A 12,814-nucleotide genomic window follows, 5' to 3' on the forward strand; every position below is an offset into this window, starting at 1 on the left:
ACGGGCTCAGCGGCGCACGACGGTGGTGCCGCCGCCGGCGCGCCACTCGATGCGCCCGCCGGTGAACTGCTGGGCGACCCCGCCGGCCGTGGCGTACTCGTCGGTGGTGGGGTAGCCCAGGCCGCGCTCGGCGCCCAGGCCGGCCCAGGCCCGGCCGATCGCCCCGAACTCCTTCACGGCGCGGGCCCCGGTGCCGGCGGACCACAGGATGCGGGTGCGCCGGCCGGCCGCGTCGAAGACCTGGGAGGCCCCGCCGGCCGCGCGCTGCTCGTCGCCGGCCGGGACGCCGAAGGCCTCCGCGTAGCCGCCGTGGCCGAAGCGCTGGCCGATGGCCCCGCCGTAGTCCACCACGCGGGCCCCGGTGCTGCCCGACCAGTAGATCGCCTTGTCGCGGCCGTCGGTGCCCGTGAAGCGCTGGTAGACGGACCCGTGCGCGGAGACGTGCTCGGCACTGACCGGGCGCGCCCAGGAGGTTCCGCCCAGCGCCCGCCACCGGGCGCCGATGGCCCCGGCCACCGGCCACCCGTCCACGGCGTCCTCGGTGCTCGGCGCCACGGTGCCCGGGGCCGTGCCGCGGTAGAGGCGGTCGAGGTCGTCGCCCACGAGGTCGGGCAGGTCGTAGTTGGTGTGGTGCAGCCCGGGCAGCACGACCCGGTCGGCCAGGGCGAAGCCGGCGGCCCGGTAGGCCGCGGCGCCCTTGCCGGCGGCCTCGAACGCCGACCAGTTCGCCGGCTGGGTGGCCCCGTAGCCGTCCTCGGATCCGACGTACCACGTGGGGTCGGTGGTCCTCAGGGCGGCGTCGGGGGCCGACTCGAGCCCGCCCCGGTAGACGCCGCCGCCGCCGATGAGGGTCGCCCCGCCGCCGCGGATCCAGCCGGCCCGGTCCGAGAGCGCCTCGGTGGCGATGAACTCGGCCCCGCCGGAGTAGCCGGCCAGGTGCACCCGGGTCGCGTCGGCGCGCTGGTCGGCCATGACCTCGGCGGCGAGTGCGCGGAACCAGTCGCCGACGGCCTCGCTGTTGGCGGTCCACGACCGGTTCGCCGGCGCCACGGGCACCACGAGCACCATGTTGCGCGCCGCCGCGCGGGCGGCCATGGTGCGCAGCATCGTGGTGGTGGGGCGCTGGGCGTAGTACTGGCCGTCGCCGTCGAAGTAGAAGACGACGCCGACGGCCTTCGAGCGGTCGACCCCGGCGTCGTAGACGTGGTACGAGGAGGTGATCCCGGCGGCGGAGAAGGAGGTGTTGGCCGAGTCGGCGGCGGCCGGGGCGGTGGTGCCCACGGCCAGGGTGGCGGCCAGCGCACCGGCGACCAGGGCGGAGCGCAGGGCGCGCGAGGGCAGGGCGGAGGACAGCAGTGTCATGGGGACCTCTGGGGGGAAAGAGGGCAGGGGGGACGTCCGCCGGACAGCCCGTCCGGCGACGCGCCCACTGTATTGCATTAGCAAACTCCGGCGCCGGATGTGACGGCCCCGTGACCTGCGGCGTGTTCCGCCGCCGTCCCGGGGCCCGTGCACCGGCGCCCGCGGGCTCCTAGGCTGGGGGCACCGGCCGCCGGAGGGAGGAGACGCCGTGGGGAACGCGCAGCACGGGGAGGACCCGCCCGCGCCGGCCGGGGGCCGCGGGCGGGCGCAGCTGCCCGGGCTGCTCGGGCTGCACGGGCGCAAGCAGGCCGGCAAGGACACCGCGGGGGCACGGCTGGTCGCCGCCCACGGCTACACGCGGGTCGCCTTCGCCGACCCCCTGCGCCTGTTCCTCGAGCGCCTGGACCCCCTCGTGGGCTGCCGCGACGGCGCCGGGCTGCGCCTGTCCGAGGTGCTCGCCGCCGCGCAGGGGCGGTGGGACCGGCTCAAGGACGAGGCCCACGACCCCGTGCACCGGGAGATCCGGGTGCTGCTCCAGCGCCTGGGCAGCGAGGCCGGCAAGACGGTCCTCGGCGAGACCGTCTGGGCCGACACGGGCCTGGCCGCCGCCCGCCGCGCCGGCGGGCCCGTGGTCTTCACCGACGTCCGCTTCGACGTCGAGGCCGAGGCCATCGTGGCCGCCGGCGGCCGGGTGGTGCACATCGTGCGCCCCGGCGCCGGGGGACCGGCCGACCCTCACCCCTCGGAGGCCGGGATCGACCCTCGGTGGATCGCGGCCACCGTGGTCAACGACGGCACCGTTGAGCAGCTGCACGCGCGCATCGACGCCCTCGTCGCCGGGGGCTGAGCCCGCCGCCCCGGAATATCCCGCCCGCGTCCCTGGTTGCGGCGGACACGAACGGGCCCGCCCGGTCCCACCGCCGGACGGGCCCCGCCGCGGCGACCGCCGCGGCGGTCCCGACCTCCCCGTAAGGAGCACCCCCGTGGCACGCGTGCTGATGATCGTCTCCGCCGCCGACTCCCTGACCATGCGCGACGGCACCGAGCACCCGACCGGCTTCTGGGCCGAGGAGCTCGTTATCGCCCACCGCGTCCTGCGCGAGGCCGGCCACGACGTCGACGTCGCCACCCCCGGCGGGCGGCGCCCGACCGTCGACCGCGTCTCCCTCGAGCCCGACGCGGCCGGGGGAGCGGAGCGCGCCCAGCAGTTCCGGGACTACCTCGCCGGGATCGACGCCGAGCTCTCCGCGCCGCTGGTGCTCTCCGAGCTCGACGCCGCCGACTACGACGCCCTCGTGCTCCCCGGCGGCCACGGCCCCATGGCCGACCTCGCCCACGACCCCTCCCTCGGCCGGCTGCTCGCCGCCGCCGACCGCGCCGGCACCCTCATCGCCCCCTTCTGCCACGGCCCCGCGGGCCTGCTGGCCGCCCAGGACGACGGCGCCTTCCTCTTCGCCACCCGCCGGATGACCGTGTTCAGCAACGAGGAGGAGCTCGGCGGCGGCACCGGGGAGAACACCCCCTGGTTCGTCGAGACCGTCCTGCGCGAGAAGGGCGCCGTGGTCGAGATCGGCCCCGCCTGGACCCCGCACGTGATCCGCGACGCCAACCTCGTCACCGGCCAGAACCCCCAGTCCAGCCAGGCCGTGGCCGAGGTCGTCGCCGAGGCCCTCGCCGAGTAGCCCCGCCGCCCGCCCGCCCGGCCCCCGCCGGGCGGGCGGGTAGGCTCGGCCCCACGCACCGGAGCCGACCACGAGGAGCACCATGTTCACCCGAGCAGTCGCCGACGGCGTCCACCGCCTCACCCGCGCCCACGTCAACTGCTACCTGGTCGAGGACGACGACGGCCTGACGCTGGTCGACGCCGGACTGCCCAGCATGTGGCCCCTGCTCCAGGACGCCCTGGACGAGCTCGGCCGCACCCCCGCCGACGTGAAGGCCCTGCTGCTCACCCACGCCCACTTCGACCACGTCGGCTTCGCCCGCCGCGCCGAGGACGAGTGGGACCTGCCCGTCCACGGCCACCCCGCCGACGCCCGCCTGGCCGCCCACCCCTACCGCTACCGGCCCGAGCGCAACCGCTTCCTCTACCCCCTGACCCACCCGCGGTCCCTGCCCCTGCTCGCCCGCATGGCCGGCGCCGGGGCCCTCACCGTCAGGGGCGTGCGCCGGCTGCGGCCCCTCGGCACCGGCGGGCCGGTGCCCGTGCCCGGAGGCCCCGTCGTCGTGCACACTCCCGGCCACACCGACGGCCACGTCGTCCTCGACCTGCCCGGGCGCTCCACCGTGCTCAGCGGCGACGCCCTCGTCACCCTCGCCCCCTACACCGGCCGCCGCGGCCCCCAGATCGTCGCCTCGGCCGCCACCAAGGACACCGCCACCGCGCTCGCCTCCCTCGACGCCGTGGCCGCCACCGGCGCCGGGACCGTGCTGCCCGGCCACGGCGAGCGCTGGACCCAGGGGGCCGAGGCGGCCGCCCGCCACGCCCGGGCCGTCGGCGCGCACTGAGCCGGCGGTCCTCCGGCCGCTGCCGGTCCGCCGCCGGGCGCACCGGGGGTGCGCACCCCGGCCTGCGGCGCCGCGGCCGGGCCCGGGCGCGGGGTAGACCCGGGGAGGGACCGGGCACCCGGCCCCGTCGCCCCGCCGCCGGAGGAGCCGCCCCGTGGACCAGCCCGTCACCGCGCCGGCGGACCCCGGCCGCCCGGCCCCGCCCCGCACCGCCGCTGTCCGTCGACCGGACCCGGCGGCGCCCGGGATGCTGCGCGGGGTGCGGTACGTGCTGCCCCTGCGGTGGTCGCAGGACGCGGGGCTGGCGGAGCTGGCCGCCTACCTGGAGCAGGTCGTGCAGTGGCTGCCGGTCACGGTGGTCGACGGCTCCGCCCCGGAGCGGCGGGCCGCCCACCGCCGGGCGTTCCCGGCGGCGGTCGAGCACGTGGTGCCCGACCCGTGGCCGGGGCGCAACGGGAAGGTCGCCGGGGTGATGACCGGGGTCCGCCGGGCGCGCGAGGAGCGGATCGTGCTCGCCGACGACGACGTGCGCCACACCCGGGCGAGCCTGGAGCGGATCGCGGCCCTGCTGGAGGAGGCGGAGGTCGTGCGACCGCAGAACTACTACCTCGAGCTGCCCTGGCAGGCCCGCTGGGACACCGGGCGCACGCTGCTCGCCCGCGCCCTCGGCGGGGACCACCCGGGCACCCTGGGGGTGCGCCGCTCGGTGCTGCTGGGCGCCGGGGGCTACGACGGCGACGTCCTGTTCGAGAACCTCGAGCTGATCCGCACCGTGCGCGCCGCCGGCGGGCGGGAGCGGGTGGCCCTGGACGTGCTGGTGGGCCGGGTCCCCCCGGACGTGGCCCACTTCCGCGGCCAGCGGGTGCGCCAGGCCTACGACGACCTCGCCCAGCCGGTCCGGCTGCTCGCGGAGCTGTCCCTGCTGCCCGTGCTGTGCTGGGCGGCGCGGCGGCCGGTGCGCCTGGCGGCGGGGGCGGGGACCGTGTGCGCCCTGGCCGAGGCCGGCCGGCGGCGGGCCGGGGGACGGGCCGTCTATCCGGCCACGTCCGCGGCGTGGGCGCCGCTGTGGGTGCTGGAGCGCTCCGTGTGCGTGTGGGCGGCCGTGCTCGCCCGCTGCCGCGGCGGGGTGCCCTACGCCGGTGCCCGCCTGCGCACCGCCGGGCACTCCACGGCCCGGCTGCGGCGGCGGCTGCGGGCGGGCGCCGGTCCCGCCGGCCCCGAGCAGGGGAGCCCTGGGACCGGAATCCCGGGGTGACGGGGAGTCCCGGGTGAGGGGGTCCCGGGCACGGAGGCCGTGCGCACGGGGGCAGGCCCCCCGCCGGGGGCGGGAGGCCTGCGGGGGAGCGCACCGTGCGGGCTACTCCTTCCTGAGCGTGTCCTGGATCGCCCCGGCGGCCTTCTCCTTGAGGTTGGACTGCTCGGTGGTGCCGTAGAACCGGGCGTCCGGGTGGGTGGGCGGGGGCATCGGCACCCCGGCCATGGGCCGGTCCCGGTAGCCGAACTCGCCCTTGCCGTCCGGGCTCGGCCCGGAGGCCCAGGAGCCCTCGGCGGCGGCGGTGCCGTCGGAGAAGTTGTAGTAGTCGTAGGAGAAGTCGGTGGCCTCCTTGGCCTGCGGGAAGTTGGAGGGCACCGGCATCTGCTCCAGCCCGTCGGCCTGCAGCTCGCGCACCGCGGCCATCCACTGGTTCTGGTGCATGGTGTCGCGGGCCAGCAGGAAGGAGAGCATGTCCCGCACGCCCTTGTCGTCGGTCATGTGGTAGAGCCGGGCAACCTGGGTGCGGCCCTGCATCTCGGCGTTGACGTTGGCGGTCATGTCGGCGAGCAGGTTCCCGGAGGCGGTGACGTAGGACCCGGACCAGGGGTTGCCCATCGAGTCCACCGGCCGGGCCCCCGCCCCGGCGACGATCGCGTGCTGGAGGTCGGTGCCGCCGATCACCGCCGCGACCGCCGGATCACCCTGGACGGCGTCCTCGGTGATGCCCAGCGGGGCCTTCTCCAGCAGCTGGGCGACCATGGTCGCCAGCATCTCGATGTGGCCGAACTCCTCGGCGGCGGTGCCGAAGAGCAGGTCCCGGTACTTGCCGGGGATGTGGGCGTTCCACGCCTGGAAGCTGTACTGCATCGCCACGGTGATCTCCCCGTACTGCCCGCCGATCACCTCCTGGAGCTTGCGGGCGTAGACCGCGTCGGGGGCCTCCGGGGTCGCCCGGTACTGCAGGGTCTGACTGTGCGTGAACATGCGTCTCCTCCGTGTCGTCGCCGTGGGGCCCTGCCGCACCGGGCGCGGGCCCGGTCCGGCGCAGGTGAGGCCACCCTAACCGCGGCCCGTGGCGAAGGGAAGGGTGCTGACGGATCGTGGTGCAACGGCTACGCTGGGCACGGCGGAGCACCCGGCGCCCCCGGCGCCCTGCCTCCGGTTTCGATCCCCACCCCTCCAGGAGCACCCGTGCAGCAGCTCGCCCTCGCCGCCCCCGGCGGCCTCGACCGCCTCGCCCTCCAGGACGCCCCCGACCCCGGCGCCCCCGGTCCCGGGCAGGTGCGGGTGCGCGTGCGGGCGAGCTCCCTGAACTACCACGACTACGTGGTCGTCACGGGGGCGAGCCCGGCCGCCGACGGGCGGATCCCGCTGGCCGACGGCGCCGGCGTCGTCGAGGCCGTCGGGGAGGGGGTCGAGGAGTTCGCGGTGGGCGAGACCGTGGTCTCCTGCTTCTTCCCGCACTGGCAGGACGGCCCGCCGGTGGACGGCGACTTCCGCCGCGTGCCCGGCGACGGCCTCGACGGCTACGCCCGCGAGGTGGTCGTGCGTCCCGCCACGTGGTTCACCCGCGCCCCCGCCGGGTGGAGCGCCGCCGAGGCCGCGACCATCACCACGGCCGGGCTCACCGCCTGGCGCGCGCTCGTGGTGGACGGCGGGCTGCGGGCCGGGGACGTGGTGCTGACCCTGGGCACCGGCGGGGTCTCGGTCTACGCCGCGCAGCTGGCCAAGCGGCTGGGGGCCACCGTCATCGCGACCTCGTCCTCGGACGCCAAGCTCGAGCGGATCCGGGCCCTCGGGGCGGACCACACGATCAACTACCGGGAGGACCCCTCGTGGGGGCGCACCGTCCTGGAGCTGACCGGCGGGCGCGGGGCCGACCACGTCGTGGAGGTCGGCGGGCCGGGCACGCTGCCCCAGTCGGTGCGCGCGGTGCGCATCGGCGGGCACATCGCCCTCATCGGGGTGCTCACCGGCGCCGCCGGGGAGGTGCCCACGGCCCTGCTGATGGCCAAGCAGGCCCGCCTGCAGGGGCTGATCGTGGGCAGCCGCCGGCACCAGGCCGACTTCGTGCGCGCCCTCGAGACGACGGGGCTGCGCCCGGTGCTGGACCGCAGCTTCGGGCTGGCGGAGACCGCCGAGGCCTTCCGCCACCAGGAGTCCGGGGCGCACTTCGGCAAGATCGTCGTCGAGCTGTGAGCGCCCGGGCCCCGGCGGGGCCCGGGCGGAGGGCTCAGCGGGTCGCCCAGGTGGCCCCGGTGGCCGGGGACCAGTGCAGGACGTGGCCGGAGGCGAAGCGCTGCTGGACCTCCGCGCCCACCCGCACCTCGTCGGTGACGGGGTAGCCGTAGCCGTGCTCGCGCCCGGCGGCGATCCAGGCCTGGCCGATCGCCCCGTGGTTGGCCACCGCGTGCGAGCCCAGGCCGGGGGCCCAGTAGACGGTCGTGATGCGGCCCGCGAGCGCGAACTCCTGGTAGCACCCGCCGCCGGCCAGGCCGCAGCGCTCCGGGGTGATCGGCTCGCCCAGCGCGGTGCGCCCGCCGAGGCGGGCCCAGTGCTCGCCGATCGCCCCGCCCACGGCGTGCCCGCCGGAGGTCGGGGCCAGGGCGGCGGGGGCCGCCCCGACGCGGTCGGCGGCGTCGGCCGGGGCCCCGCCGCGGGCGTACTCGTAGAGGTTGACGGTGGCCAGCACCTGCCAGGGCTTGCCGGTGCTCTCGAGGCGGCCGTCGGCGTAGGTCAGCCCGATGCCGATGACCTGGTGGCGGGGGTCCTTGATGGCCTTGTCGTGGGCGGCGGAGGTGGTCCACCACGTCACGAGCGCGCGCACGTCGCGGTGGTGCTCGAGGGCGATGACCTCGTTGGCCTTCGTGTAGGGGCCGGTGCGCGGGTCGGTGAGGAAGGCCGTGCCGTGGGAGAACTGCTCGGCGGCGACCTGGCGGTCGGACTCCTGCTGGACGATCCGCGACAGGGTCGCGGAGTAGCGCACCGGCGGGGCGCCGTGGGCGGCCCGGTACCGGTTGATCTCCTCGAGCATCACCTGCGCGTCGGCCTGGCGCTGGGCGGGGCCGACCTCGACGATGTCCCGGGCCGCGGCCCGGGCGGGCGGGGCGGCGGCGAGGGAGGCGGTCGCGAGGCCCGCGAGGCCGAGGCCGGTGGAGAGGGCAAGGGCCGTGAGCCGGCCGGGACGGCGCGCGGGAGCGCAGCGGTGCTTCGCCATGGGTGTTCTGCTTCCTGGTCTGTCGGCACGCGCGGACGGAGGGGGGGAACCGCGCGCCGGGGGGCTTGCGCCGGCCGGGTGGCCGGCGGGACAGAGGAGGGCCGGGGAAGGGGCCCGCTGGGCTGGGGAAGACGCCCTGGGTGCTGGTGCCATCAGATGCTGACACACATAGTTGCCGAATCGTGACATGACCAGGGCGGACGCGTGTCGCGCCGGCGGGGCGATAGGCTGGCAGGGCCCGTCCGGGCCCGCACCGCCGCCTCCGTCCGGGCGCCCGCGCCCGCGCCGCACCGCAGCGCACCGTCCGCCCACCCGCCCCAGGAAGGACCCCATGACCGACCACCGCAGCGCCGCCGCCTCCACGCCCGAGGGCGAGACCGTGGAGATCTGCCGCAACCTCATCCGGATCGACACCTCGAACTTCGGCAGCGGCGACGCCCGCGGGGAGCGCCGCGCCGCGGAGTACGTGGCCGGGCTGATCGAGGAGGTCGGGGTCCCCACCACGCTGCTGGAGTCCGCCCCGGGCCGGGCCAACGTCTTCGCCCGGATCGAGGGCACCGACCCCTCGGCCGACGCGCTGCTCGTGCACGGGCACCTCGACGTGGTCCCGGCCATCGCCGCGGACTGGTCGGTGGACCCCTTCGGCGGGGAGCTGCGGGACGGGATGATCTGGGGCCGCGGCGCCGTGGACATGAAGGACATGGACGCGATGATGATCTCCGTGCTGCGCCACATGGTGCGCACCGGCCAGCGCCCCCGACGCGACATCGTCTTCGGCTTCTTCGCCGACGAGGAGGCCGGGATGGTCTACGGTTCCCACTGGATCGCCGAGCACCACCGGCACCTCTTCGACGGGGTCACCGACGCCATCAGCGAGGTCGGCGGGTACTCGGCGACCATCGGCGGGCAGCGGGCCTACCTGCTGCAGACCGCGGAGAAGGGCCTGATGTGGCTGCGGCTGCACGCCCGCGGCACCGCCGGGCACGGCTCCCAGCTCAACGACGACAACCCCGTCACCCGCCTCTCCCGGGCGCTGGCCGACATCGGCTCCTACCGGTGGCCGATCGAGCTGACCAAGACCACCCGGGCGTTCCTCGACGGGGTCACCGAGCTCACCGGCGTGGAGTTCGACCCCCAGGACCCGCAGCGGCTGCTGCGCGAGCTCGGCTCGGTGGCCCGCTTCGTCGGGGCGACCCTGCAGACCACCGCCAACCCGACGATGCTCGAGGCCGGGTACAAGGTCAACGTGGTCCCCGGCTCCGCAGAGGCCGGCCTCGACGTGCGCTACCTGCCCGAGCAGCGCGAGATCGTGCTGGCCAAGCTGCAGGAGCTCGCGGGGGAGGGCGTGGAGTTCTCCTTCGAGTCCGACGACATCGCCCTGGAGGTGCCCTTCTCCGGGACGGTGGTCGACGCGATGGTCGACGCCCTGCACGCCGAGGACCCCGGGGCGGTCGTGCTGCCCTACATGCTCTCCGGCGGCACCGACAACAAGTCCCTGGACCCGCTGGGGATCACCGGCTACGGGTTCGTCCCGCTGCGCCTGCCCGACGAGCTGGACTTCCCGGCCATGTTCCACGGGGTCGACGAGCGGGTGCCCACCGACTCCCTCGAGTTCGGCTCCCGGGTCCTGCACCGGCTGCTCACCTCGTACTGACCACCCGACGGAGGAGACCCGTGCCCGACGACGACGCCCTGCTGCACCGGCTGCTGCCCGAGCAGCTGCTCACCACGCTGCGCGGCCGGGCCGCCGGCTACGACCGCGAGAACCGCTTCTTCACCGAGGACCTGGCCGACCTCGTGGCCACCGGCTACCCGCTGCTGCTCGTCCCGCGCGAGCACGGCGGGGCCGGGGCCGATCTCCGGCAGGCCGTGGCCGCCCAGCGGCGTCTGGCCGCCGCCGCCCCGGCCACGGCCCTGGGGATCAACATGCACCACGTGGTCATGGGGATGGCCCGCACCCTGCACCAGCGCGGGGACCGGCGCGCCGAGCACCTGTTCGCCCAGGCCGCCGCCGGCGAGCTGTTCGCCTTCGGCATCTCCGAGGCCGGCAACGACGCGGTGCTCTTCGACGCCGCCACCGAGGCCGTCGCCGACGGGGACGGCTACCGGCTCAGCGGCACGAAGATCTTCACCTCCCTCTCCCCGGCCTGGACCCGGCTGCTCGTCCACGCCCGCGAGACCGCCGCCGAGCGCAACCCCCTGGTCTTCGGGGTGCTCGAGCGCGACGCGGAGGGCATCGAGGTCCGCCAGGACTGGGACACCCTGGGCATGCGCGCCTCCCAGTCGTGCACCACCGTGCTGGAGGGCGCCCCGCTGCGCCCCGAGCACGTGCTCACCCGCACCCCCGCGGCCCCCAACGCCGACCCCGTGGTGTGGGGGATCTTCGGGTGCTTCGAGCTGCTGCTGGCCGCCGTCTACACCGGTCTCGCCGACCGGGCGATCGAGGTCGCGGCCGGGATCGCCGCCACCCGGCGCTCGCGGGCGGCGCAGGCCCCGTACGCGCAGGACCCGGACATCCGGTGGCAGCTGGCCGAGGCGGTGATCGTGCGCGACGGGATCGAGCTGCAGCTGGACCGGCTCGCCGCCGACGTCGACGCCCTGGGCACCCCCGCCGAGCCACCGCACGGGGCGCGGTGGTTCCTGCTGTTCTCCGGGCTCAAGCACCGGGCGACCGAGGCGGCGCGCCGGGTCGTGGACCTGGCCGTGCGCTCCTCCGGGGGCGGGCAGTACTTCCGCGGCGCGGAGCTCGAGCGGCTCTACCGCGACGTGCTGGCCGGGATCTACCACCCCTCCGACAGCGAGTCGGTGCACGCGGCGACCGCGCGGGCCCTGCTGGGACCGGCCGCGGGCTGAGCCCCGTCCGGGGCCTCAGGCCGTACGGCGCACCCGCATCACGCGCCGGCGCAGCCAGTACTTGCGGGCCCCGCCGTAGAGCTGCACCGAGCGGGTCAGCTCCCACTTGCCGTACTCGGCGTGCTCGCTCAGCCGGGCTCGGGCCTCGCCCACCCGCTCGTGCGGGGCGACGGTGAGCAGGAGGTACTCGTAGCGCTGGTCGGCGTCCGGGACCGGGGGCGCCTGCGCGGTGCGGACTTGTTCTCTCATCGGTCCCCATTCTGCACGGAATGGCGCTAACGTCTACCTCATGAGCAACGACCCTCGTGCCGCGCTGCAGACCCTCGTGAGTGCCTTCGAAGAACACCTCGCCGCCGCCGCCAACCGCCGCGGCGACGACGACCCGGCCGTGGACGGGGCCTACCTGGCCATCGCCGACGCCTTCGACGCCTACGAGGAGGCCCTCTACGAGGCCTACGACGAGGTCACGCCCCTGACGGTCTTCGCCGAGGAGGAGGACGACGACCTCGACGACGAGGACGACGACGAGGACCCGGACGAGGAGCTGCTGGAGGACAACGAGATGCTCGACGACGACCTCGTCGACGAGGAGGACTACGAGGACCTCGGGGAGGACGGCGCCGCCCGCGCCCGCCGCTGAGGGCCCCCGCCTCCCGCCGGTCCCCGTCCCGGCCCCGCACCGGGGCGTGTCCGCGGGGCCCGGACGGCGGTGCCCGGTGCCGTAGGGTGGCCGGGTGAACTGGATCGAAAGCATCATCCTGGGCCTCGTGCAGGGCCTGACCGAGTTCCTCCCGGTCTCCTCCTCGGCGCACCTGCGCATCGTGGGGGAGTTCCTGCCCCACAGCGCCGACCCGGGCGCGGCCTTCACCGCGATCACCCAGCTGGGCACCGAAACCGCGGTGGTGATCTACTTCTGGCGCGACATCGTGCGGATCCTGCGGCAGTGGGGCCTGTCACTGGCCGGACGGGTGCCCCGCTCGGACCCCGACGCCCGGATGGGCTGGCTGATCATCCTGGGCTCGCTGCCCATCGGCGTGCTCGGGCTGCTGTTCGAGGACTGGATCGACACCGAGTTCCGGTCGCTGTGGATCACCGCCACGATGCTCGTGGTCTTCGGCGTGTTCCTGGCGGTGGCCGACCGCGTCGGGCGCCAGCACCGCCACCTCGACGACCTCACCGTCCGCCACGGCGTGCTCTACGGGCTGGCCCAGGCCCTCGCGCTGATCCCCGGGGTCTCCCGCTCGGGCGGGACGATCACCGCCGGGCTGCTGATGGGATACACCCGCGAGGCGGCCGCCCGCTACGCCTTCCTGCTGGCCATCCCGGCGGTCTTCGCCTCCGGGCTCTACAAGTTGGCCACCACGGTCGGGGAACCGCAGGCGGGCCCCTACGGCACCGCCGAGACGCTGCTGGCCACCGGGGTGGCCTTCGCGGTCGCCTACGTGATCATCGGCTGGTTCATGCACTACATCTCCAACCGCAGCTACACCCTGTTCGTGTGGTACCGCATCGCGGTGGGCCTGGTCCTGTTCGTGCTGCTGGGCCTGGGCCTGATCAGCGCCTGACCGGGGGACGAGGGCCGAGCGGTCTCCGGTAGGTTGGGGGAGGCCGTGCGCGGC

13 protein-coding genes are annotated in these 12,814 nt (G+C 75.9%); 9 read left to right on the forward strand and 4 right to left on the reverse strand.

From position 1 onward, the window contains the following. Positions 1-6: 6 nt before the first annotated feature. The gene (locus AS188_RS10675; RefSeq protein WP_058858833.1) at positions 7-1,362 is read right to left on the reverse strand and encodes an LGFP repeat-containing protein; all 1,356 of its coding nucleotides are present in this window, start codon (positions 1,360-1,362) and stop codon (positions 7-9) included. Positions 1,363-1,570: 208 nt separating this feature from the next. Between AS188_RS10675 and AS188_RS10680 the strand changes: the two genes are divergently transcribed. From AS188_RS10680 to AS188_RS10695, 4 genes are all read left to right on the forward strand, one after another. After that, entirely contained in the window at positions 1,571-2,209 is a 639-nt protein-coding gene (locus tag AS188_RS10680; RefSeq protein WP_058858834.1) for a deoxynucleotide monophosphate kinase family protein, read from the forward strand. Positions 2,210-2,345: 136 nt separating this feature from the next. Next, complete coding sequence (locus AS188_RS10685; protein WP_058858835.1) at positions 2,346-3,044, forward strand: type 1 glutamine amidotransferase domain-containing protein; 699 nt, start codon at positions 2,346-2,348, stop codon at positions 3,042-3,044. A gap of 82 nt (positions 3,045-3,126) precedes the next feature. Beyond that, positions 3,127-3,870: an MBL fold metallo-hydrolase gene (locus tag AS188_RS10690; RefSeq protein WP_058858836.1), complete on the forward strand. Its 744-nt coding sequence runs from the start codon at positions 3,127-3,129 to the stop codon at positions 3,868-3,870. A 154-nt stretch (positions 3,871-4,024) separates the two neighbouring features. Next, positions 4,025-5,125, forward strand: coding sequence for a glycosyltransferase family 2 protein (locus tag AS188_RS10695; protein ID WP_236944967.1), 1,101 nt, complete (start codon positions 4,025-4,027; stop codon positions 5,123-5,125). Between the two features lie 102 nt (positions 5,126-5,227). Here the strand turns inward: AS188_RS10695 and AS188_RS10700 are convergent, their stop codons facing one another. Then, complete coding sequence (locus AS188_RS10700; RefSeq protein ID WP_058858837.1) at positions 5,228-6,109, reverse strand: manganese catalase; 882 nt, start codon at positions 6,107-6,109, stop codon at positions 5,228-5,230. Between the two features lie 207 nt (positions 6,110-6,316). On the opposite strand from AS188_RS10700, the gene AS188_RS10705 reads away from it, so the two are divergent. Next, positions 6,317-7,324 (forward strand): zinc-dependent alcohol dehydrogenase family protein, encoded by a 1,008-nt coding sequence (locus AS188_RS10705; RefSeq protein ID WP_058858838.1) that lies wholly within the window; start codon positions 6,317-6,319, stop codon positions 7,322-7,324. A 34-nt stretch (positions 7,325-7,358) separates the two neighbouring features. Here AS188_RS10705 and AS188_RS10710 read toward each other — a convergent pair whose 3' ends face one another. After that, positions 7,359-8,342, reverse strand: coding sequence for a CAP domain-containing protein (locus AS188_RS10710; RefSeq protein WP_058858839.1), 984 nt, complete (start codon positions 8,340-8,342; stop codon positions 7,359-7,361). Between the two features lie 331 nt (positions 8,343-8,673). Between AS188_RS10710 and AS188_RS10715 the strand changes: the two genes are divergently transcribed. Further along, positions 8,674-9,996, forward strand: a complete 1,323-nt coding sequence (locus tag AS188_RS10715; protein ID WP_058858840.1) for a M20/M25/M40 family metallo-hydrolase — start codon at positions 8,674-8,676, stop codon at positions 9,994-9,996. A 20-nt stretch (positions 9,997-10,016) separates the two neighbouring features. Next, positions 10,017-11,195, forward strand: a complete 1,179-nt coding sequence (locus tag AS188_RS10720) for an acyl-CoA dehydrogenase family protein (RefSeq protein ID WP_236944968.1) — start codon at positions 10,017-10,019, stop codon at positions 11,193-11,195. 15 nt (positions 11,196-11,210) lie between these two features. Here AS188_RS10720 and AS188_RS10725 read toward each other — a convergent pair whose 3' ends face one another. After that, on the reverse strand, positions 11,211-11,444 hold the full coding sequence (locus AS188_RS10725; protein WP_058858841.1) for a DUF5703 family protein: 234 nt from the start codon (positions 11,442-11,444) through the stop codon (positions 11,211-11,213). A 40-nt stretch (positions 11,445-11,484) separates the two neighbouring features. Between AS188_RS10725 and AS188_RS16945 the strand changes: the two genes are divergently transcribed. Beyond that, on the forward strand, positions 11,485-11,835 hold the full coding sequence (locus AS188_RS16945) for a hypothetical protein (protein ID WP_058858842.1): 351 nt from the start codon (positions 11,485-11,487) through the stop codon (positions 11,833-11,835). 94 nt (positions 11,836-11,929) lie between these two features. Next, positions 11,930-12,760 (forward strand): undecaprenyl-diphosphate phosphatase, encoded by an 831-nt coding sequence (locus AS188_RS10735; protein ID WP_058858843.1) that lies wholly within the window; start codon positions 11,930-11,932, stop codon positions 12,758-12,760. Positions 12,761-12,814: the final 54 nt, after the last annotated feature.

It is taken from the genome of Kocuria flava (assembly GCF_001482365.1).
GTDB classification, from domain to species: domain Bacteria; phylum Actinomycetota; class Actinomycetes; order Actinomycetales; family Micrococcaceae; genus Kocuria; species Kocuria flava.